This window comes from Cellulophaga sp. (genome assembly GCF_039943695.1).
Taxonomy (GTDB): domain Bacteria; phylum Bacteroidota; class Bacteroidia; order Flavobacteriales; family Flavobacteriaceae; genus Cellulophaga.
This window is the reverse complement of record NZ_JBDVAA010000188.1, coordinates 15,812-37,671: the sequence shown is the minus strand read 5'-3', so window position 1 is coordinate 37,671 and position 21,860 is coordinate 15,812. Positions and strand designations below refer to the sequence as shown.

Below are 21,860 nucleotides of genomic sequence, written 5' to 3'. Positions count from 1 at the left end.
ATATAAAGATCCCCAAGTACCTAGATCATTCCAATCAAAAGTAGCTGGTAACACATAAATATCTTTAGAGTGTTCTAAAATGGCGTAATCAATAGATATATTTTCTGCTAATGCATAATTATCTGCAATAAACTTTTGTTCATCATTAGTATTATAGCTATCCATACCTGCAAAAAATAAATTATATTGCTCTGGCTGAAACGCTTTAAATGCATCAACTATTGTTTTAACGCTCCACATAAATATACCTGCGTTCCACAAGAAATTACCTTGACTAATAAAGTCCTTTGCTGTATTGTAATCTGGTTTTTCTCTAAACTGATTTACTTTTTTAATTTCAATAGCCGGATTCTTATCAAACTCTATATACCCAAACCCTGTATTAGGAAATGTTGGTTTTATACCTAAAGTACATAATACAGCTTCATTTTCGCACTTCGTAAAACACTGTTTAACATCGTCTTCAAAAGCTTGCTCATCTTCAATCCAATGGTCACTAGGAGCAACAATCATAACAGCATTAGGATCTTTTTTCTTGATTTTTAATGCTGCATATAAAATGCAAGGCGCTGTATTACGCATAGCCGGTTCTAAAACTACCTGATCCTGTGTAAGCATAGGTAATTGCTCTAAAACTAAGCTGTTATAACTTTCATTGGTTAACACTAATATATTCTCTTTTGGAATAAACTTATTAAGCCTTTTAAAAGTCTTCTGAATTAGTGTATCACCAGAACCTAACATATCATGAAACTGCTTTGGATATTCAGCTGTACTTACCGGCCAAAACCTTGAGCCAATACCACCTGCCATTATAACTGCGTAATAATTACTGTTCATATGATTAGTCTTTTATAAGTTCTACTTCTGCATTTGGCTGAAAAACAAACGTTCTACCACTAGAGAGCTCTATACACTCGTATCTTTTTATTTTTTTTGCTCCTTTTTTAAATAATTTACCATTATAAATTCTAAAGACACTACCAATAGGTAACTCAAAAATATATGTTTTATTTGAAATAGGATCAAACTGCTTTAATGCTAACGATAACTTAGCATCAGTATCACTACTTGCCTTTGGATTTTTAAAATGATTTGCAATAACAGGAAGCACTTTTGTTGGAAAAATTTCTGGCCTAATAAAAGGCAACATTAACGCCTGAAATGTTTTTTTCCATTCTAAACCGTGAGGCTTTATTCGTCTCCCGTATTTTTCAAAAGCTACCAAATGTGCTATTTCATGTACTAAAGTGATTAAAAATCTATATTTATTTAATGATGCATTTACTGTTATTTGATGCATTCCATTAGACAACCTTCTATAATCACCGTGACGCGTAACCCTATCTCCAACAATTTTAAGATGTACTGCATTGGCTTTAATTAAAGAAGCACAAGGCGCAACAGCTCTTTCTGGTAAGTATTTCAGAAGGGTTTTCTCCATATACACAAAAATAACAGATTCTACCTGTTAACACTAGGGTTTTAAGTATATTTTGTAGTAAAATACAACTTTTTCTTTTCATTATTTGCTGATCCAGTACTTTTTAGATATAACATAGCAAAACAAAACTGCCTATTTTACAAACAGACAGTTTTATTAACTTGTATATTTCTTTAGTTGAACTAAGGTGTACTGTTGCTAACTTGTAGCAATTTACCATTATACATTTTATGTCCAGTAAGGGCAAAATTCTCTATATATTCAGCCATTTCTAAAGCAGTAATTGGCGCTTTGTAACCAGGGAAAGCCTCTTCCAACATTTCAGTTTGTACGGCACCTAATGCAAGTACATTAAAAGAAGGTCCGGTTTCTTTAAACTCCTCTGCCCACAGCTCTGTTAACGTTACCACAGCTCCTTTACTAGAACTGTATGCAGATAGGCCCGCAAATTTAACACTGCCTTGCACACCTCCCATAGAACTAATAGTTACTACGTGTCCGTTTTTAGGCATTTTAGGTATTACCAATTTTGTAATACTTGCTACACCAAAAACATTTACTTTATATACAGCTTCAAAATCTGCTGTTGTAGTTTCTAAAAAAGGTTTATTGGCTAATTTTCCTGCATTATTAATTAATACATCTACTTGTTTCCAGTTAGTGTTTATAAACCCTTCTACTTTATTTAAATCTTCTTCTTTTGAAATATCAAACGAAAATGAAAAAATATTTGGATTTTTAAGCGATGCTATTGGCTCATTATTTCTAGACAATGCTAAAACTTTATGTCCATTACTTGCAAACAACTGTGCCATTTGAAACCCTATTCCTCTACTACAACCAGTAATTATAATATTTGCCATTAATTGTATTTTATTTCTTTTGTATCTGAATTTACAATGCCCTTTATCACGGGAACAAATTTATTTATTAGACTAGCCATATGATTAAAATCCATTACACTTGGTTCATCACCCACCTTGTGATAATGCTCAAAATTTGTAAAATCAAAAGTAGAATATGTTTGTGAAGGCACATTAAACTCTTGGTGAAAAGGATAATTATCTGACCTCATAAACAATCTAAACTCACCAGCTTTTGGTAAAAAACCTGCTATATTTTCACCTGCATAATTATTACTAATTTTTGCTAAATTAGACTCATTAAAGCCTGTTAAGTAAGTTAAATAATCTTTGTTTTGCATAGGTATGCCTATCATCTCAAAATTAAGCATAGCATATAAATTAAGATTTTCTTTCTTTAGCTTCTTAGCTAAGTGCTTAGACCCTAAAAGTCCCATTTCCTCTGCAGAAAACAATGCAAAAATTATGCTACGCTTATTTGCTTTTGTTTTTCCAAAATAGCGTGCAAACTCCATAACTGCAGAAGTACCAGATGCATTATCATTAGCTCCATTTGCAATAACATCATCACCGTCTGCTTTGGCACTACCAATATGATCATAATGTGCACCAAGAATTATAACTTCGTTTTTAAGTTTGGGATCTGTACCTTCTATATAACCAACAATATTATATGCAACACCTTTACTTGCATCAAAGTTTGTTAATGTATCTTTATATGATGAAAAATAAGGTTTTACTCCGTTAGACTTAAAATTGTTTTCTATAAAAGAAGCAGCTTCTGCAATACCTTCTGTACCAGACATACGACCTTGCAGGTCATCTGAAGCTAAAAAGGCTACTATTTTCTCTACTTCGGCTGCAGTTGTTGCTGTTTTATTATCTACCGTAACTTCTTGCGCCCTACTAGAACAAGAAACAATAGCTAATAAACCTAAAAAATAAAACGTCTTTTTCATATTTAATTTATTTAAGCACTAAAGATAAAAAAAGCATCTCATAAATTAATGAGATGCTTTTTAATATAATTTAATACTGTTTTAATTATGCAAGCATAGTAACAGGATTTTCAATATAACTTCTTAATGTTTGTAGAAACTGTGCTCCTACAGCACCATCTACGGTTCTATGATCACAAGCTAACGTTAACTTCATTGTATTTCCAACTACAATTTCTCCATTTTTAACAACTGGTTTTTCTACAATTGCACCAACAGATAATATTGCTGAGTTAGGCTGATTAATTATTGACGTAAACTCCTGAATTCCAAACATACCTAAGTTAGATACTGTAAATGTACTACCTTCCATTTCTGAAGGAGCAATTTTTTTAGATCTTGCTTTACCTGCTAAGTCTTTTACAGAAGCACCAATAGTTGTTAAACTCATTTGGTCTGCAAACTTAAGTACAGGAACAACTAAACCTTCATCTACAGCAACAGCAACACCCATATGAATATGCTTGTTGTAACGTGTTACATCATCTTTCCAAGTTGTATTTACTTGCGGATGCTTTCTTAACGCCATTGCACAAGCTTTTAATACCATATCATTAAATGATACTTTAGTATCTGGCAAACTATTAATTTGTGCTCTAGATGCTTTTGCATTATCCATATCTACCTCTATAGTAAGGTAAAAATGTGGAGCTGTAAATTTAGACTGACCAAGAACTTTTGCAATTACTTTACGCATTGAAGAATTTTTAACATCTTCAAAACCTTCTTCACCAACAGGTGCATATATAGCTGGTTGTGCTTTTGCTTCTGGAGTAGAAGCTTTAGCAGTTGCTGGTGCCGCATTAGAACTAGCAGAAGGAGTAAAGTTCTCTACATCTTTCTTTATAATTCTTCCGTTATCACCAGAACCAGTAACATCAGACAAATTAATTCCTTTATCTGCAGCAATTTTCTTAGCTAAAGGAGAAGCAAAAATACGCTTACCATCGGTAGAAGTATTATCTACAGCAGCAGCTTTTTCTTCTTTTTTAGTTTCTTCTTTCTTTGGAGCCTCTGAAGTTGAGGCAGCAGGAGCACTATTACCAGAGTTAAGTACAGCATCTACATCTGTACCTTCTGGGCCTATAATTGCTAAAACTTCATCAACAGGAGAAGATTCTCCTTCTTTTATACCTACATATAATAGAGTACCAGAGTAAAAAGACTCAAAATCCATTGTAGCTTTATCTGTTTCAATTTCAGCAAGAATATCTCCTTCTTCAACTTTGTCACCAACTTGTTTTAACCAAGCAGCAACAGTACCTTCTTCCATAGTATCACTAAGACGAGGCATTTTAACAACCTCTACTCCTTCTGGAATAGCGACTGAAGAAGTTTCTTTTGCAGGTGCAGCAGTCTCTTCTGGTTTTTCCTCTTGCTTTTCAGCAGCAGGAGCCGAAGCACCTCCTGATAATAAACCAGAAATATCTTCACCTTCATCTCCAATAATAGCTAAAAGAGAATCTACAGGAGCAGTATCTCCTTCTTGTATACCTATATGTAAAAGAACACCCTCATTAAAAGACTCAAACTCCATTGTAGCTTTGTCTGTTTCAATTTCAGCAAGAATGTCTCCTTCTTCAACTTTATCACCAACATTTTTAAGCCAAGCAGCAACAGTACCTTCTTCCATGGTATCGCTAAGTCTTGGCATATTTACTATAACTGCCATCTTTTATAATTTATGTTGTACAAATGGAAAATCTTCTTGTTCGTAAACCATATCGTATAATTGGCTTACTGGTGGGTAGTCAGAATTTTCAGCAAATTCTTCACACTCTTTTACCATACGCTTAACTTCTTTGTCCATTGCAGAAATTTCATCTTCTGTAGCGTATTTCTTTTCTTTTATAACATCTAAAACCTGCGTAATAGGATCTATCTTCTTGTACTCCGCTACTTCATCTTTAGTTCTGTAGTGTTGTGCATCAGACATAGAATGACCTCTATAACGGTATGTTTTTATTTCTAAGAAAGTTGGTCCGCCTCCAGATCTTGCTCTTTCTACAGCCTTACTAACTTCTTCAGCTACAGTAACAGGATTCATCCCTTCTACAGCCTTACAAGGCATTTCATATCCTAATCCTAGCTTCCAAATTTCTGTAGAATGAGATGTTCTAGCAACAGATGTACCCATTGCATAACCGTTGTTTTCACAAATAAAAACTACTGGCAGTTGCCAAAGCATTGCTAAGTTAAATGTTTCATGTAAAGATCCTTGCCTTACAGCACCATCTCCCATGTAACATAAAGTAACCGCATCGTTACCTGCATATTTGTCTCCAAATGCAAGACCAGCACCCAAAGGAATTTGACCACCAACAATACCATGACCACCATAAAAACGGTGTTCTTTAGAAAAGATATGCATAGAGCCTCCCATTCCTTGAGAAGTACCAGTTACTTTACCATAAAGTTCTGCCATTACTCTTTTAGGGTCTACACCCATACCTATTGGTTGTACGTGGTTACGGTAAGCCGTAATCATTTTATCTTTAGTAAGATCCATTGCATGTAATGAACCAGCCAATACAGCTTCTTGTCCATTATACAAGTGTAGAAAACCTCTAACTTTTTGTTGAATATATACTGCAGCAAGTTTATCCTCGAACTTTCTCCAGAATAACATATCCTTGTACCAATTAAGGTAAACTTCTTTGGTTATTTTTTTCATTGAAAACTATTTTAAAAAGTCTGTTTTACAGAGTAGCAAAAATACACATTAAATCCACTATCAAAAAAAAATTAAAGAAAAAGCACAGACAAGATGCCTATTGTTTTTTTTAATTAAATTTTTATCAAAAAATTAGGAATAAAAAAATAATTCATCAAAGAATATCGCTTATAAGAAAGAATTACTAAAAGCTAAAGGTAAAATATCTGATATAGAATTACATTTTATAACAGCTCCTTCTTCTCCCATTAGCAATAATGAGATAGCTTCTTTTTGTTTTTGCTCATATTCTATCATAGATTGTCTGCAATTACCGCAAGGAGCAGCTGGCTCTAAAACCTTATAATTTACAGAAGTGGCAGATATTGCTACAGAAAGTATTTTTATGTTTGGGTAAATTGCTGCTGCTTGGTAAATAGCCACTCTCTCTGCACAAAGTCCAGATGGGTAAGCAGCATTTTCTTGATTGTTACCAAGTACAATTTTTCCGTTTTCTAGTAAAACTGCCGCACCTACAAAAAAATTAGAGTATGGTGCGTAAGCATTTTTACGTGCTTCTACAGCTTTAAGCATAAGATCTTTGTCTGTTACAGGCAACTCATTTACAGAGTCGTAAACAGACATATCAAAAGATAAGGTATGTTTCTTCATTTAGTCGTTTAATAATTCTTCACCTAGGTTAAAGGTAAGAGAAAAACGCAAAGTATTTTCTAAAGGATTTTTTATTTTTGAAGTAGAGAATAAATAAGACAAATCTACCTGAGTTGCTTTAAACTTAAATCCGGCTCCAAGTGAGAAGAATTTACGTGCTCCTTTTAACTCGTTTTCATTAAAGTAACCCGTTCTAAGCATAAATGCGTCTTGATAAGTATACTCTGCTCCTAATGCCCAAGTTACCTCTTTAATTTCTTCACTAAAACCGTCTGGTGCATCTGTAAAAGAATCAAAGGCTCCCTCTAAAAAACTAATTTGTTGGTAACGTTCATTGTCCTCACTATCTATTTGTCCGTCCTCATTAAAATCTTGAGGCGTTGGCACTAATAACTTATTAAATTCTGTATTTAAAGATAACGTATTATCTTGATCCAAAATAAAATCAAAACCACCACCAAATTTTAGGTTCCCTGGTAAAAAGTTTTGTTGTCCGTTATTATCATAAGATATTTTACTTCCAAGGTTAGATATATTAAAACCTGCTCTCCATCTACCATCAAACTTTTCGTAGGCAATTTCTGGAGATCTATAAAAACCAGATATGTCTACTGCAAAAGCTGTAGCTGCACTAGTATCTTCACTAGAATCATCTGAAGGAAATTTTAAATTAGATGTTATAAACCTACCACCAACACCCATAGAAAAAGTGTTAGATAATTTTAATGCATAAGCACCTTCTAAAACAAACTCATTAGGTTTTGCTATTCTTGCAGGCTCATCTATAGTTTGTCTAAGTTCTACCTCTCCTAAACCAAAGTAACGCAAACCAAAAGCAAACGCACTCCTATCATCTATTTTATTATAAAAACTTGCGTTTAATAAAGCTACATCTGTAACTATGTTTTCTAAATAAGGTGTATAGCTAATACCAAAACCCATTTTTTGATCTGCAAAAGCAAACTTAGAGGCGTTCCATTGTAAGGAATAGGCATCTGCTGAAGTTGCTACACCCATATCTCCCATACCAGCTGCACGTGCATCTGCGGCAATATTTAAAAAAGGTACGGCTGTTGTAATTGATCTGTTTTGCTCTTGAGCATTGCCAAAATATACGGACACCAAAAGTGTTAAGGCTAGTATTTTTTTCATCGTTTTTATAATATAGGTTCTTTTCATAGTAATTAAGCCATAATAAAATGGCACAATATTTTAATAAACGCTCTTTTTAAGAATATCTTATAAATTAAGAACTTTATTTTTTAACATTACTTATTTGACGGTAATATACTATAAAATTTAAAACTCTTTATTTCCTTATTATTAAGCACATAAGTAATTCTACAAAAAAGAATTAAAAAAATAATACTATTCTAATATTTACGCCGTTATAGATTTGTTGAACCTTGTTTTAATGCTTGTTTAAGTTTTTTTTAGGAACTATAAAATATTCTAAGAAAATTTGCGTTTAATAAGCCGATAGTAAGCAAAGTTTAAAAACAAATAAGTATAGTATAACTGCAATTTGCAGTAAAGTATAGAACTCAAGTCTTAATTATGAAAAAACAATTCATTAAAGTTGTACTCTCGTGTGCTGTTGTTGCAGGTAGCATAACTAGTTGTAAAAAATCATCTTCATCTAAAGATGTATCTCGTGCCACAGGTTGGAAGATTAACGCCAAAGAAGGTGGTTTTCAGCACAATTCCGATTTTAAAGAGCAAGTTACCGCACCAGGTCTTGTTTTTATAGAAGGTGGTACATTTACTAAAGGTAAGGTACAAGATGATGTTATGCATGATTGGAATAACACTCCAACACAACAACACGTACAATCCTTTTATATGGATGAAACAGAAGTAACTAATAAAATGTACCTACAATTTTTAGATTACTTAAAATCTGTATATCCACCAGAAGACCCAAAATATGCTAACATATATAAAGGTGCTTTGCCAGATACATTGGTATGGAGAAACAGACTTGGTTTTAATGAAACTATGACAAACAACTATTTAAGACACCCTGGTTATGCAGAGTATCCTGTAGTTGGTGTTAACTGGGTGCAAGCTACGCAATTTGCAGAATGGCGTACAGACCGTGTTAACGAATTAATGCTAGAAAAAGAAGGCTACCTTAATAAGGAAGCTAAATATAAAGCCTTAAACGGAGAGTCTGCGGGTACTTTTAGTACTGAAGCTTACTTAAACAGACCAGAGTCTGTTTATGGTGGACAAATAGATTCTTTACAAGGAAAAGCTAAAAAGAACGATTCTGTATCATCTTTTGCAAAAAGAAGTAGTGGTGTAATTTTACCAGAGTATAGGTTGCCTACTGAAACAGAATGGGAATATGCTGCACAAGCTAACCAAGGTTCTAGAGAATACAATAACTATAGAGGTAGAAAAAAATATCCTTGGGAAGGAGATTACACTCGTAACGGACAACGTGTTGGTAGAGGTGATCAATTAGCTAACTTTAAACAAGGTAAAGGTGATTACGGCGGAATTGCTGGTTGGTCTGACGATGGTGCAGATATTACCAACGCAGTTATGTCTTACAAACCAAATGATTTAGGTCTTTATGATATGGCTGGTAACGTTTCTGAATGGGTTGCCGATGTATACAGACCAATAGTAGATGATGAAATTAGTGATTTTAACTACTATAGAGGTAACATATATATGAAAACAGCAATTGGCGAGGACGGTAAAGTAAACGTACTTAGAGATTCTGTTGTTTATGACACATTACCAAACGGAAAAATAGTAGCTGTTAATTTACCAGGTGAGATTAAAATGGTTGCTGTAGATGAAGAAGAAACTTATTTAAGAACAAACTTCTCTTCTAGTGATAACAGAGGTTATAGAGATGGTGAGCCAGGATCTACAAGATTCTATGACAGGTTTAATGAAGCTGATGGTGACGAAGAAAATAAAAAATCTATGTACAACTCACCTACTAACAAAATAGAAAGAGATAGTGCTGGTAATTTTGTTAGAAACTATGATAAGTCTAACTACAGAACATCTTTAATTAATGATGAGGTTAGAGTATACAAAGGTGGATCTTGGAGAGACCGTGCATTTTGGTTAGACCCTGCACAACGTAGATACTTACCACAGTATATGGCTACAGATGATATTGGATTTAGATGTGCAATGTCTAGAGTTGGTTCTAAGTCTAAAACTAAGAACAAAACTGCAAGAGGTAAAAAAGTAAAATAATTTACAACAATATATTTTTTAAAAAAGACTGCTCCTTCGAGCAGTCTTTTTTTTTATATTCGCCTTATGACAATAGCACAAATCCATCAACTATTTTTAACACATTCTACCGTTTGTACAGATACTAGAAAAATAACTAAAGACTGTATCTTTTTTGCCCTTAAAGGCGATAATTTTAACGGTAATAAATACGCTGCAGAAGCACTACAAAAAGGCGCTGCTTATGCTGTTGTAGATGAAAAAGAATACGCAATTAACAGTAATTTTATTTTGGTTGATGACGTATTACAAGCATTACAACAACTAGGTAAATATCATCGTAAACAATGTAATGCAAAAGTAATAGGCTTAACGGGGAGTAACGGAAAAACCACAACCAAGGAACTTATTAAAGCTGTTATTCAAAAAAAATATAAAACCGTTGCAACTTTAGGCAACTTAAACAACCATATTGGAGTTCCTTTAACATTGCTTACTATTAAAGAAGATACAGAAATTGCTATTGTAGAAATGGGTGCTAATCACCTAAAAGAAATAGAATTTTTAAGCAACTTAGCAGAACCAGATTTTGGATATATTACCAATTTTGGCAAAGCGCACCTAGAAGGCTTTGGCAGCACAGAAGGTGTTATACAAGGTAAAAGTGAACTGTACAAGTATTTAACTACAAACCAAAAACACGTTTTTTTAAATGCAGATGATCCTATACAAGAAAGTAAACTTGGGACTTATGTAAAAAAAATAGGGTTTAGCAGTAGCAATAGCAATTATTTTAAAATAGAATTACTTAGCGCAGACCCTTTTGTTACTATACAAGTGGAAGATATTACCATAACCTCTAACCTAGTTGGAGCGTATAATTTTACAAACTGTTGTGCTGCTATAACAATGGGTAAGTATTTTAATATAAGCTTGCCACAAATAAAAGAAGCAATAGAAGGCTACATACCTGCTAATAACAGATCTCAAATATTAGAACAAAAAGGATTTAAGATAATACTAGATGCTTACAATGCTAACCCAACAAGTATGGCGGCAGCATTAGACAATTTTAACGGTATAAAAGCTGCACATAAAATTGTTTTTTTAGGTGATATGTTTGAGCTGGGAAACACCGCAGCTGCAGAACACCAAGAAATAGCAGATAAGGCTTATAAAATGAATTTCACCACTACTTTTTTAGTAGGAGAAAATTTTGCAAAAGCAAAAACTGAAGCAATACAACTTGCCACTTTTAACGACTTAAAAGAATACTTAAAAGAACATCCATTACAACCAAACAGCAATCTTTTAATAAAAGGTTCTAGAGGTATGGCACTAGAACGCATTTTAGATATATTATAAAAAAAGCCTCTCTGTAAAGGAGAGGCTTTTTAATTTTTAAGTCAGTTTTAAAATAAACATATCTAAAACTTCTATTACAATTAATATTATAATAATCCACTCTAGCCTACTACTTTCTTTGTGGTCCATAATATCTTTAAATAGCTCTAGATTTTCTTTAATAACACCTAAGCGCTCATAAATATATCTGTACCTATCTTTTAAGTCAAACGTTTTTTTTAACTCTAAATTTAAAAGACTTAAAGCTTCATTATCCCAAGTTATATCTGGAGAATCAAAAATATAAAGGTTTTCAGAAATTTCATTCTTAATATTTAAAACCTTACCTATAAATCGTTTTAACTTATTACCAGATATATCTAGTTTTCCTCTTTGCTCTAGATATTTAGTATGCTCATTTGTTTCTCCTAATAATTGCTCTGTGATATCAAAATAATTATCTAAAGCCACAGACTGCGATGCATTTAATACTATTAAACGTATAGCCTCATAATCAAAAGAAGGTATTATTATCTTGTTAAATGACACTTCTTGTATTGTTGGCTCTATAACAACATTTACTTCTTCAGAAAATCGCTCCTCTTTTAAACCTTTACAAAAGGGCTTAATACTATCTAAAATTGTTCTCTTTTCTTCTAAAGTATGATTAAAAAAACCAACCATACCATATTGAAAAATGTAAACAAATTTTGTGTCTCCCATTTTATAAAATAACTCGTCTCCGTCTGAAAAAATGAGATCCCAAGTTAAGTTACGCTTGCATTCTCTAATACTTATAGAGGCTGCAATTTGGTATGCATCTACGCTATACATAGCTAATTTTGATCATCATCTAAAGAAATATCTGGTATAGCGTCAGGATCATCATCATCAAAATCTTCATAATCATCCTCGTCATAATTAGCCATAGTTACCTCTAACTTTTCACTAATTTTAACCAAATACTTTGTATCTTCTGTTAGTACTTCTACAGCTTCTATGCGCTCTCCTTTTGCGTTATAAAAACTTATAACATTAAGATCATCATAACCATCTGGATACTTCTCTACCAAAAGTTTTAAAACTTCTGGAGTAAGTTTTTTAAAATCTACAATAACTCTTTTTAAATTATCCATAGTTACATATTTAGCAAGTAAGCAAAAATTAATGGCGCAACAATGGTAGCATCACTCTCTATTATAAATTTAGGCGTATCTATATCTAATTTACCCCAAGTAATTTTTTCGTTTGGCACAGCACCAGAGTACGATCCGTAACTTGTTGTAGAATCGCTAATTTGACAAAAATAACTCCAGAATGGTGTATCTGTACGCTCCATATCTTGGTACAACATTGGCACTACACAAATAGGAAAATCACCTGCAATACCACCCCCTATTTGAAAAAATCCTATTCCGTTTTCAGAATTCTCTGTATACCAATCTGCCAAGAATGTCATATATTCTATACCAGATTTCATAGTACTAGCTTTAAGCTCACCTTTTAACACATATGAAGCAAAAATGTTACCCATTGTACTGTCTTCCCAACCAGGACAAACTATTGGCAAGTTTTTTTCTGCTGCTGCATACATCCAAGAATCTTTTAAATCTATCTCATAATACTCTTCTAAAACACCAGAAAGTAGCATTTTATACATATACTCATGAGGCAAGTAACGCTCACCAGCAGCTTCTGCATCTTTCCAGATTTTTACAATATGCTCTTGTAAACGTCTAAAAGCTTCTTCTTCTGGTATACACGTATCAGTTACACGGTTTAAGCCTTTTTCTAGTAAACCCCACTCTTGTTGCGGAGTTAAATCTCTATAGTTAGGCACACGTTTGTAATGTGAGTGCGCTACCAGGTTCATAATATCTTCCTCTAGGTTTGCACCAGTACAGGATATAATTTGCACTTTGTCTTGACGAATCATTTCTGCAAATATTTTTCCTAACTCTGCAGTACTCATTGCACCTGCCAAAGAAATTAACATTTTAGACCCTTTGTTTAATTGATCTTCATACCCTTTTGCTGCATCTACCAAAGCAGCAGAATTAAAGTGTAAGTAGTATTTTTCTATAAAATTAGAGATAGCTCCTTTAGTTTTCATCTTCTTCAAATTTTGAAATAGTAGAGTTACCAGTTTTTAAATCTATAGCATATGCATTGTCATAAGCATCATCTACACCTTCACCCATAAATTTATAACTCAACATTTTGTAGTATAATTTTGCTGCCAAAAAATCTGACGATTTATCTGCCTTGTTAGGACAAAGTTCTACAATATCAAACCCTACAACATTTTTTTCTGTAAACACTTGTTTTAAAAACTCTAGTGTTTCATACCAAAACAGACCTCCTGGCTCTGGCGTTCCTGTAGATGGTAATATAGATGGGTCTAAGGCATCTAAATCTAAAGTAATAAAAACGTTTTCTGTCATTTGGTCTACAACCTTATCCATCCAATACTCATCATTAACCATATCATGGGCAAAAAATGTTTTTTCTTCATCCATATATGTTTTTTCAATAGCATCCATACTACGTATACCAACTTGCAATAAATTAGTTTGCTGGCTTGCCTCATGCACTGCACAAGCGTGATTGCAAGCTGTGCCCTCATAAGACTGTCTTAAATCTGCATGCGCATCAATATGTAAAACAGTTAGGTTGTTAAAACACTCATTAAAAGCTCTAATAGTACCTATAGAAATAGAATGCTCACCACCAAATAACGTTACAAATTTGTTACGCTTAATGTACTTTTTAGTGATTTTATGCACCTCATCTACCATAGCTTCTGGCGAGCTATTTTCTGTAATGGCATCAGCAAGGTATATTCCTTGTTGGTATGGTTCTGTACCGGTTTCAATATCGTACAATTCCATATTTTCTGATGCCGTTAAAAAAGCTTCTGGGCCTTTATCTGCTCCTTTTCCCCAAGTACTTGTTCCATCATAAGGAACTGGGATTAAAACTACTTTTGCGGTTTCCAATTGCGCAAACTCATCTGGAATGCCTGCGTAATTATTTGTTGTGCTCATATCCTAAAATTTTAAGCAGATCTTCTGCCTTTTGTTGTTCATTAAATAATTTGGTTGTTATTTTTCCTTCAGCATCTTTGTTTATTAATATGTGCTTTGGCTGTGGTATTAAGCAATGTTGTAATCCGCCATAACCACCAATACTTTCTTGGTAAGCACCAGTATTAAAAAACCCAATGTATAAAGGCTTATTTTTTTTATATTTTGGTAAATAAATAGCATTTGTGTGTTGCTCACTGTTGTAATAATCATCACTATCACAAGTTAAGCCACCAAGCAATACACGCTCATATTCATCATTCCACCTGTTAATTGGCAGCATAATAAACCTTTTATTAATTGCCCAAGTATCTGGCAATGTTGTAATAAAAGAAGAGTCTATCATATTCCACTTTTCTCTATCGTTTTGTTGTTTCTGATATAAAATTTCATAAATAGCCCCACCTGCTTCACCTACAGTAAAACTGCCAAACTCAGTAAAAATATTTGGCACATCTACATTTGCTTCATCACATGTTAATTTAATCTGATTAATTATTTCATCAATCATATATTGGTAATCATAATCAAAAACTAAAGAGTTTTTGATAGGAAAACCACCACCAATATTTAAACTATCTAGAGACGGACAAATCTTTTTTAATTTTACATAAACCTTTAAACATTTTAAAAGCTCGTTCCAGTAATATGCATTGTCTTTTATACCTGTATTTATAAAAAAGTGCAACATTTTTAACTGCACCTTATCATTATCTCTAATTTGATTTTCATAAAAAGGAACAATGTTTTTGTAGCCAATTCCTAAGCGAGAAGTATAAAACTCAAATTTTGGTTCTTCTTCAGACGCTATACGAATACCAACTTTAAAGTCATCTTTAATTTCATTAGACAACAAGTCTATTTCCTCATAATTATCTATAATTGGTATACAATTATGGTGTCCTTCATTAATTAACCTTGCTATGTTTGTTATGTACTGGTCTCTTTTAAAACCGTTGCATATTACATAAGTATCATCTTTAATTTTACCTTCTTGTTTTAAGTGCTCAACAATATTAATGTCAAACGCAGAAGACGTTTCTATATGTATATTATTATTTAAAGCCTCATGTAATACTGGTTTAAAATGAGAACTTTTTGTACAGTAGCAGTAGTGGTATTTACCTTTATATTGGTATTTTTCCATTGCAATAGCAAACCAATTTTTAGCTCTAGAAATATTATCAGAGATTTTTGGCAAGTATGTAAACTTTAACGGACTACCGTATTGTTTTACCAGCTGTTTTAATGGTATGTTATGAAACATTAAACTTTCACCATCTAACTTAAATTCTTCTTGTGGAAAATGATAAGTCTGGTCTATTAAATCAATATATTTAGTATTCATTAAATTATTATTTGATAAATTAAAATTTTAAAACACAGAAAAACTTGTGCTTTTGGGCGTTTTTGCGACTAAAATTTTAAAAAACTAAACAATGATTTGACGTTTCGTGGTTGGCACGAAAAAGTAGTCATGCTGACTGCTGACTATAGAAGTGTTACCGGAAGTTAGCTTTAAAATTCGGTTACCTATCTTATAGGTTGTTTTTGGGTATGACTTCCTAATTCCCAAAAACCCGAACATAGAAACATTATACATTTATGCTCAGCTATATGCTAAATTGCCAAAATCTAATATCTTATTTTGACGGGGCAAATGAAAACAAAAAAAATGAAAAAAATAATATTCCATCAAAAAAAATAAAAAAAATAATTTTCTGATAACATAAAGCTAACAGAACATTAAAAAAACCCTTTAAAACAAGTGATACAAGAGTTATAATCAATTTAAAAACAAGTCTTAAAAATCTTATATTTTTGAAAAAAAGCTCTTTTTTAAGCTAAAAACACTTGTTACTTTAAGCTATTTTAATTCCGTTTTTAACTTATTCTCTCTTAAATTTACAAAACAGTAGCAACAAAACGTATGAAAAATACCATATCACATAGAGTAGCAGATTTTTTAAAAAACTACCCACCTTTTAATCAATTATTATTAGAGGAATTACAAGAATTAGCCACACAAATATCTATTATTTACAAAGAAAAAGACGCAATTATATTTAATGAAAATGATACACCACACACTCATTTTTATATTATACATAAAGGTGCCGTATCTTTAAATAAAACAGAAACCAATACTATTGTAGATATTTGTGATGAAGGAGATATTTTTGGTTTACGCCCTTTAATTGCTAATGAAAATTATAAAATGCAAGCAAAGGCACATGAAGAAAGTATATTATATGCCATACCTATTGTTACTTTTAAACCATTTGCTACTAGCAACAGAGATGTAGGTAATTTTTTAATAGACAGTTTTGCATCCAACACTAGAAACCCTTATTCTAAAAGTTACAGAGGCACTTTGTATGGAGAGCCAGAGAGCGGTGAAGTTTACAACCCTAGCGCAGAGTTGTTTGACTTGCAACCTGTAAAATATTCTAAAAAACTAGTAAGCTGTTCTCCTAAAACGCAAGCAAAAGTATTAGCCGCAAAAATGACTAGCAAAAATGTTGGTGCTATTTTAGTTTTAGAAGACAAATTGCCAATTGGTATTATTACAGACAAAGATTTGCGTAACAAAATTGTTACTGGAAAACTACCCATATCTGCTACTGCTAGGGAAATTATGACATCGCCAGTAATTACGTATTCTAAAAAATTAACTATTACACAGGCGCAAATGGCAATGATAAAAAGTAATATTAGCCATTTATGTTTAACAAAAGATGGTACTGTTAACTCTAAAGCTGTTGGCATTTTATCTAAACATGATGTTATGCTAGCGGTTGGTAACAACCCAACAGTACTAATTAAAGCTATAAAAAGAGCTACTAGAACTAAAGAGATTAAGCAGGTAAGAAAAAGTATTATGATGCTGTTAAAGGGGTATTTAAATCAGAATATACCAATGACATTAATTTCTAAAATTATTTCTGAACTTAATGATGCCTGTATTAAACAAATTATAAAAAACTCTATTACTAAGTTAGATACTCCGCTACCCGTATCTTTTAGTTGGCTAGCATTAGGTAGCCAAGGCAGAAGCGAACAATTGCTACACACAGACCAAGACAATGCCCTGGTTTTTGAAGATGTTCCTGCAGAAAAACTAGAAGAAACAAAAGCAATATTTATAAATTTTGCCAAACAAGTAACACAAAGATTAAACGTTATTGGCTACGAGTATTGTCCTGCAGAAATGATGGCATCTAACCCAAAATGGTGCTTAAGCCTTAGTGAATGGAAAACCAATGTTACCTCCTGGATTACAAATCCTGGTAAGGATGAAGTATTGTTATCATCTATATTTTTTGATTATAACAATGTGTATGGCAACCAAGAGTTAGTTACAGAACTATCAAACCATATATTTAAAACTGCTAAAAACTATCCCAATTTCTTTTTACATTTAGCTAGCGGATCTTTACAAAACCCATCCCCTACCGGTTTTTTTAGGCAATTTTTAGTAGAGCAAGATGGTGCAAATAAAGACTTTTTTGATATTAAAAGACGTGCACTTATGCCATTAACAGACGCTGCTAGAGTTTTAATATTATCCCATAATATTAAGTCTATAAATTACACTGCAGAGCGTTTTGAAAAATTAGCAGAGTTAGAACCTAACAATGCAGAGTTGTTTATTGCTGCATCTTATGCTACCAAAGCATTATTAAAATTTAGAACCAAACAAGGTTTATTACATAATGATTCTGGCAGATATATATCATTAAGTAAACTAACTAAAGCAGAGAAAATAAAGCTTAAACGAACCTTTAGGACTATTAAAGAGATACAGGAATTAGTGTATATTAGATTTAAAGTATCAAACCTATTAAGATGATAAATTTCTTTAAAAAAAGTAAATTAGATTTACCAGAGTATTGGGTTGCCTATGAAAATCTTTTCAATACCAAACAGCCAGAAAACATACAAGATATTACGTTTGTTGTTTTAGACACAGAAACCACTGGCTTTAGTTATGAAGAAGACCGTATGCTTTGTATAGGCGCATTAAAATTAATAAATAACGATATTAATGTGGGTGATAGTTTTGAAGTTTTTATACATCAAGATCACTACAACCAAGAGACTGCTGAAATACACGGGATATTAAAAGAAGGAAAAACTACTAGGCTTGAAGAGTTAGAAACTTTAAAACTTTTTTTAGCTTATTTAAAAAATGCAGTTATTGTTGCTCACCACGCAGGTTTTGATGTTACTTTTATTAACTCTGCTCTTGAACGCCACGGTTTACCTAAACTTAAAAATAAAATATTAGACACTTCTACACTCTACAAAAAAACACTTATACGCTCTAATTTATTAGAAAAAAAAGACCATTACTCTTTAGATGAATTAGCCGAGAAATTTAATATCTCTGTTAAAGACAGGCATACAGCCCTAGGCGATGCTTATATTACTGCTATTGCCTTTTTAAAGATTTTGGTAAAATTAAAAGAGAAAAAAATAACAACTTTAAAACAGTTACTCCGCATTTATTAAAAAAGCATAAAAAAGCAGCAAAAAAGATATACCTATTTGCTGCTTTTTTTAGTTACTTGTATATTATTCTTCTACACTCATTGCCATTTCATGATCATATTTACAACAGGCAGGTAATTCTTTATAAGCATCTTCACTACCCGTAGATTTTTCTGTATCGTAACCAGATTCTGCTATAGCTTTATGAAATGCTTCTTCATTAGTTTTATCACCATTAAAAGCAATTGTAATTTGTTTCTTTTTAACATCCCAATTGGCACTAGCAACACCCTCAACAGATTTTGCTGCTTTTTCTATAGTACTTTTACACATACCGCAATTACCACGGACACCAAAAGTTGTTTTAGCAGTAGCTACCTCATCGTTTACAGTACTAATTTCTTTAGCCGACTCTGTAGTTTGCTTTTCTTCATTTTTACAACTTGTAAAGGCCAATAAGCCAAATACAGTTGCAGTCAAAATCATCTTTTTCATAGTAGAAATTTATTAATCTTTGTTAATATAATAATTTTTATGCTAGGTTTTAAAAGAGCTTTCCTATTATATTTTTATTTTTTTTAATCGTAATGCATTTGCAATTACAGAAACCGAACTAAAACTCATTGCTAAAGCAGCTATCATTGGAGAGAGTAATAACCCAAAAACAGGATACAAAACTCCTGCTGCTATTGGTACACCAATAGTATTATAAATTAAAGCAAAAAATAAATTTTGTTTAATATTTTTAAGCACTGCATTGCTAAGACTATAAGCCTTTACAACGCCTTGTAAATCACCTTTAACAAGTGTAATCATTGCACTTTCTATAGCCACATCTGTACCTGTACCCATTGCAATACCAACATCACTTTTTGCCAATGCAGGAGCATCATTAATGCCATCACCAGCCATAGCTACTACTTTGCCTTGTTGTTGTAATTTTTCAACTTCTTTTAACTTATCTTCTGGCAACATACCAGCTTTAAAACTATTTAAATTAAGTGAGTCTGCTACAGATTTAGCTGTATTGTAGTTATCACCAGTAAGCATAATTACAGCTATACCATTTTGTTGTAATTGTTTAATTGCTTGCGCGCTGGTTTTTTTAATTTTATCTGCTATAACAACATATCCTACCACGGTTTTATCTACTGCTACATAAGAAACCGTTTTTCCTTGTTTTTGATATACATCTACTTCTTCTTCCATTGCGGAAGAAATAGTTCCTTTGGCTAACTCCATCATTTTTAAGTTACCCAAACTTATTTTAGTATCAGAAATAACACCTTGTACACCTTTACCTGTAATAGCATTAAAGTCTTCTACTTTCAAAAAATTAGCACCATTTTCGTTAGCATAATTTACAGTAGCCGCTGCTAAAGGGTGTTCACTAGAACTGTTTAAAGAGGCTATATACTGTGTAATTTTATCTGTGGTAAAATCAGTTAAAAAACTACCTACTTTTTCTACCGTAGGTTTTCCTTCTGTAACGGTACCTGTTTTATCTACAATTAAAACATCTATTTTATTCATTAGTTCTAGAGCGGCTGCATTTTTAATTAAAACACCATTTTGTGCTCCTTTACCAACACCAACCATAACAGACATAGGAGTTGCTAAACCTAAAGCACAAGGGCACGCAATAATTAAAACAGCAATAGCATTTACTAAAGCAAAAACATAAGCAGGCTCTGGTCCCCAAATTACCCAAGCAACAAACGTAAGTATAGATATAATAACTACTGTTGGCACAAAATAACCAGATACTTTATCTGCTAATTTTTGTATTGGTGCTCTACTACGACTAGCATCATTCACCATTTTTACAATTTGAGAAAGCAGCGTGTCTGCACCAACTTTTTCTGCTTGCATTAAAAAAGCCTGGTTGCCATTAATTGTACCACTACTAACCTCATCTTTTACAGTTTTACTCACCGCAATGGGCTCTCCAGAAATCATAGACTCATCTACCGTTGTATTACCCTCTGTAATAAAGCCATCTACCGGTATTTTTTCTCCTGGTTTAACCTTTAAAACATCTCCTTTTACAACCTTGTTTATTGCAACTTCCTCTTCTACCCCGTTTACAACTTTAATAGCTTTATTAGGCGCAAGTTTAAGTAACTCTTTAACAGCTGCATTTGTTTTACTATGTGCGCGGGCCTCTAATACCTGCCCCATTAATACTAGCGTAAGTATTACTGTAGCAGCTTCAAAATAAACGTGTACTGCTCCACTTTCTGTTTTAAATTCAATTGGAAAAAAATCTGGAATTAGCAAACCAAAAACACTAAATAACCAAGCTACACCTGCACCAATACCAATTAAGGTAAACATATTTAAATTCCATGTTTGTATACTTTTATAAGCACGCTCAAAAAATAGCCAAGTGGCATAAAAAACAACAGGAATAGAAAGCGCAAATTGTACCCAATTCCAATATTTTTGATCTAGAATAGTGTACAGTGGATTATTAGGTAGCATATCACTCATTGCTATTAAAAAAATAGGTAATGTAAACCCTAATGCTACCCAAAATTTACCAATAAGCTTGTTGTATGTTTTTTCTTCTGATGAAAGACTTGGTGCCATTGGTACTAAGTCCATACCACAAATAGGACAATCCCCAGGCTCATCTTTTACAACCTCTAGGTGCATAGGACAGGTGTATTGCTGTTCTGCAACAGCAGTTAAATTCTGTTCCTCTACCAAGTCCATTCCACAAACCGGACAGTCACCAGGCTTGTTATAAGTCTTATCCTCTTCACAATGCATTGGACAATAAAAAACACCTGTTCCTTGCCCTTTTGGCTTTTCTTCCTTTTTAGGTATAATCACGTGCTCACCAGCATTGTGTATACTATATCTATCTCCCTCCTTTTTTAAAGCTTCTTTTAAAGTATCTATAGAAATATGAGATTCAGACTCTATTACGGCTTCTGCTTTTTCTAAATTAACACTAGCATTGGTAACATCTTTTACATTAGAAAGTATTTTTTCTACGTGACCACGGCAACCATTACAAGTCATTCCGTGTATGTGATAAGTATGTTTCATTTTGTCTCTATTTACACTACAAAACTAAGCAGACATTATTTGTAG

General features: G+C 32.8%; 19 protein-coding genes. 4 read left to right on the top strand and 15 right to left on the bottom strand.

The window, feature by feature from the left end:
• The 8 genes from ABJD66_RS13225 to porV all read right to left on the bottom strand — a co-directional run.
• Window positions 1-840, bottom strand: an 840-nt coding sequence (locus ABJD66_RS13225; protein ID WP_348132410.1) for a mannose-1-phosphate guanylyltransferase, incomplete at its 3' end; no start/stop codon positions are given.
• A 4-nt stretch (window positions 841-844) separates the two neighbouring features.
• Window positions 845-1,444 carry a SprT-like domain-containing protein gene (locus ABJD66_RS13220; RefSeq protein ID WP_100893658.1) on the bottom strand — a complete coding sequence of 200 codons (600 nt, stop codon included), beginning with the start codon at window positions 1,442-1,444 and terminating at the stop codon, window positions 845-847.
• A gap of 182 nt (window positions 1,445-1,626) precedes the next feature.
• Window positions 1,627-2,307 (bottom strand): SDR family oxidoreductase, encoded by a 681-nt coding sequence (locus tag ABJD66_RS13215; protein WP_348132407.1) that lies wholly within the window; start codon window positions 2,305-2,307, stop codon window positions 1,627-1,629.
• Window positions 2,307-3,266 carry a M28 family peptidase gene (locus ABJD66_RS13210; protein ID WP_348132404.1) on the bottom strand — a complete coding sequence of 320 codons (960 nt, stop codon included), beginning with the start codon at window positions 3,264-3,266 and terminating at the stop codon, window positions 2,307-2,309. Before ABJD66_RS13210 ends, ABJD66_RS13215 begins: the two co-directional genes overlap by 1 nt.
• An 85-nt stretch (window positions 3,267-3,351) precedes the next feature.
• The gene (locus ABJD66_RS13205; protein WP_348132401.1) at window positions 3,352-4,977 is read right to left on the bottom strand and encodes a pyruvate dehydrogenase complex dihydrolipoamide acetyltransferase; all 1,626 of its coding nucleotides are present in this window, start codon (window positions 4,975-4,977) and stop codon (window positions 3,352-3,354) included.
• Window positions 4,978-4,980: 3 nt separating this feature from the next.
• Window positions 4,981-5,979 carry a pyruvate dehydrogenase (acetyl-transferring) E1 component subunit alpha gene (gene pdhA / locus ABJD66_RS13200; protein ID WP_100893662.1) on the bottom strand — a complete coding sequence of 333 codons (999 nt, stop codon included), beginning with the start codon at window positions 5,977-5,979 and terminating at the stop codon, window positions 4,981-4,983.
• A 168-nt stretch (window positions 5,980-6,147) separates the two neighbouring features.
• Window positions 6,148-6,630, bottom strand: a complete 483-nt coding sequence (locus ABJD66_RS13195; RefSeq protein WP_100893663.1) for a cytidine deaminase — start codon at window positions 6,628-6,630, stop codon at window positions 6,148-6,150.
• A complete protein-coding gene (gene porV, locus ABJD66_RS13190; RefSeq protein WP_100893664.1) occupies window positions 6,631-7,782 on the bottom strand; it encodes a type IX secretion system outer membrane channel protein PorV in 1,152 nt (383 codons plus the stop codon). It abuts the gene before it with no gap.
• A gap of 405 nt (window positions 7,783-8,187) precedes the next feature.
• On the opposite strand from porV, the gene gldJ reads away from it, so the two are divergent.
• Window positions 8,188-9,855 (top strand): gliding motility lipoprotein GldJ, encoded by a 1,668-nt coding sequence (gene gldJ / locus ABJD66_RS13185; RefSeq protein ID WP_100893665.1) that lies wholly within the window; start codon window positions 8,188-8,190, stop codon window positions 9,853-9,855.
• 66 nt (window positions 9,856-9,921) lie between these two features.
• Window positions 9,922-11,199, top strand: a complete 1,278-nt coding sequence (gene murF / locus ABJD66_RS13180; protein WP_100893666.1) for a UDP-N-acetylmuramoyl-tripeptide--D-alanyl-D-alanine ligase — start codon at window positions 9,922-9,924, stop codon at window positions 11,197-11,199.
• Window positions 11,200-11,235: 36 nt separating this feature from the next.
• Here the strand turns inward: murF and ABJD66_RS13175 are convergent, their stop codons facing one another.
• Genes ABJD66_RS13175 through ABJD66_RS13155 form a run of 5 tightly spaced genes read right to left on the bottom strand, consistent with a single transcriptional unit; the run spans window position 11,236 to window position 15,612 of the window.
• Entirely contained in the window at window positions 11,236-12,012 is a 777-nt protein-coding gene (locus tag ABJD66_RS13175) for an RMD1 family protein (RefSeq protein ID WP_100893667.1), read from the bottom strand.
• 2 nt (window positions 12,013-12,014) lie between these two features.
• Window positions 12,015-12,314 (bottom strand): hypothetical protein, encoded by a 300-nt coding sequence (locus tag ABJD66_RS13170; protein ID WP_100893668.1) that lies wholly within the window; start codon window positions 12,312-12,314, stop codon window positions 12,015-12,017.
• Window positions 12,315-12,316: 2 nt separating this feature from the next.
• Window positions 12,317-13,291, bottom strand: coding sequence for a deoxyhypusine synthase family protein (locus ABJD66_RS13165; RefSeq protein WP_348132393.1), 975 nt, complete (start codon window positions 13,289-13,291; stop codon window positions 12,317-12,319).
• Window positions 13,281-14,225 (bottom strand): agmatinase, encoded by a 945-nt coding sequence (gene speB, locus ABJD66_RS13160; protein ID WP_348132390.1) that lies wholly within the window; start codon window positions 14,223-14,225, stop codon window positions 13,281-13,283. Before speB ends, ABJD66_RS13165 begins: the two co-directional genes overlap by 11 nt.
• Window positions 14,209-15,612, bottom strand: a complete 1,404-nt coding sequence (locus tag ABJD66_RS13155; RefSeq protein WP_348132387.1) for an arginine decarboxylase — start codon at window positions 15,610-15,612, stop codon at window positions 14,209-14,211. Before ABJD66_RS13155 ends, speB begins: the two co-directional genes overlap by 17 nt.
• Before the next feature lie 582 nt (window positions 15,613-16,194).
• Here ABJD66_RS13155 and ABJD66_RS13150 point away from each other — a divergent pair.
• Window positions 16,195-18,117 carry a DUF294 nucleotidyltransferase-like domain-containing protein gene (locus ABJD66_RS13150; protein WP_100893672.1) on the top strand — a complete coding sequence of 641 codons (1,923 nt, stop codon included), beginning with the start codon at window positions 16,195-16,197 and terminating at the stop codon, window positions 18,115-18,117.
• On the top strand, window positions 18,114-18,779 hold the full coding sequence (locus ABJD66_RS13145) for a 3'-5' exonuclease (protein WP_348132383.1): 666 nt from the start codon (window positions 18,114-18,116) through the stop codon (window positions 18,777-18,779). Before ABJD66_RS13150 ends, ABJD66_RS13145 begins: the two co-directional genes overlap by 4 nt.
• A gap of 63 nt (window positions 18,780-18,842) precedes the next feature.
• On the opposite strand, the gene ABJD66_RS13140 is transcribed toward ABJD66_RS13145, so the two are convergent.
• Window positions 18,843-19,253 carry a heavy-metal-associated domain-containing protein gene (locus tag ABJD66_RS13140; protein WP_303540885.1) on the bottom strand — a complete coding sequence of 137 codons (411 nt, stop codon included), beginning with the start codon at window positions 19,251-19,253 and terminating at the stop codon, window positions 18,843-18,845.
• A 66-nt stretch (window positions 19,254-19,319) separates the two neighbouring features.
• Window positions 19,320-21,815, bottom strand: coding sequence for a heavy metal translocating P-type ATPase (locus tag ABJD66_RS13135; protein WP_348132379.1), 2,496 nt, complete (start codon window positions 21,813-21,815; stop codon window positions 19,320-19,322).
• Between the last annotated feature and the right edge of the window lie 45 nt (window positions 21,816-21,860).

What these genes read in the sequence shown, in the direction of transcription:
- ABJD66_RS13220 (WP_100893658.1), bottom strand. Translation starts at nt 1,444, where the DNA reads ATGGAGAAAACCCTTCTGAAATACTTACCAGAAAGAGCTGTTGCGCCT.
- ABJD66_RS13150 (WP_100893672.1), top strand. Translation starts at nt 16,195, where the DNA reads ATGAAAAATACCATATCACATAGAGTAGCAGATTTTTTAAAAAACTAC.
- gldJ (WP_100893665.1), top strand. Translation starts at nt 8,188, where the DNA reads ATGAAAAAACAATTCATTAAAGTTGTACTCTCGTGTGCTGTTGTTGCA.
- porV (WP_100893664.1), bottom strand. Translation starts at nt 7,782, where the DNA reads ATGAAAAAAATACTAGCCTTAACACTTTTGGTGTCCGTATATTTTGGC.
- speB (WP_348132390.1), bottom strand. Translation starts at nt 14,225, where the DNA reads ATGAGCACAACAAATAATTACGCAGGCATTCCAGATGAGTTTGCGCAA.
- murF (WP_100893666.1), top strand. Translation starts at nt 9,922, where the DNA reads ATGACAATAGCACAAATCCATCAACTATTTTTAACACATTCTACCGTT.
- ABJD66_RS13175 (WP_100893667.1), bottom strand. Translation starts at nt 12,012, where the DNA reads ATGTATAGCGTAGATGCATACCAAATTGCAGCCTCTATAAGTATTAGA.
- pdhA (WP_100893662.1), bottom strand. Translation starts at nt 5,979, where the DNA reads ATGAAAAAAATAACCAAAGAAGTTTACCTTAATTGGTACAAGGATATG.
- ABJD66_RS13135 (WP_348132379.1), bottom strand. Translation starts at nt 21,815, where the DNA reads ATGAAACATACTTATCACATACACGGAATGACTTGTAATGGTTGCCGT.
- ABJD66_RS13195 (WP_100893663.1), bottom strand. Translation starts at nt 6,630, where the DNA reads ATGAAGAAACATACCTTATCTTTTGATATGTCTGTTTACGACTCTGTA.
- ABJD66_RS13140 (WP_303540885.1), bottom strand. Translation starts at nt 19,253, where the DNA reads ATGAAAAAGATGATTTTGACTGCAACTGTATTTGGCTTATTGGCCTTT.
- ABJD66_RS13145 (WP_348132383.1), top strand. Translation starts at nt 18,114, where the DNA reads ATGATAAATTTCTTTAAAAAAAGTAAATTAGATTTACCAGAGTATTGG.
- ABJD66_RS13210 (WP_348132404.1), bottom strand. Translation starts at nt 3,266, where the DNA reads ATGAAAAAGACGTTTTATTTTTTAGGTTTATTAGCTATTGTTTCTTGT.
- ABJD66_RS13170 (WP_100893668.1), bottom strand. Translation starts at nt 12,314, where the DNA reads ATGGATAATTTAAAAAGAGTTATTGTAGATTTTAAAAAACTTACTCCA.
- ABJD66_RS13205 (WP_348132401.1), bottom strand. Translation starts at nt 4,977, where the DNA reads ATGGCAGTTATAGTAAATATGCCAAGACTTAGCGATACCATGGAAGAA.
- ABJD66_RS13215 (WP_348132407.1), bottom strand. Translation starts at nt 2,307, where the DNA reads ATGGCAAATATTATAATTACTGGTTGTAGTAGAGGAATAGGGTTTCAA.
- ABJD66_RS13165 (WP_348132393.1), bottom strand. Translation starts at nt 13,291, where the DNA reads ATGAAAACTAAAGGAGCTATCTCTAATTTTATAGAAAAATACTACTTA.
- ABJD66_RS13155 (WP_348132387.1), bottom strand. Translation starts at nt 15,612, where the DNA reads ATGAATACTAAATATATTGATTTAATAGACCAGACTTATCATTTTCCA.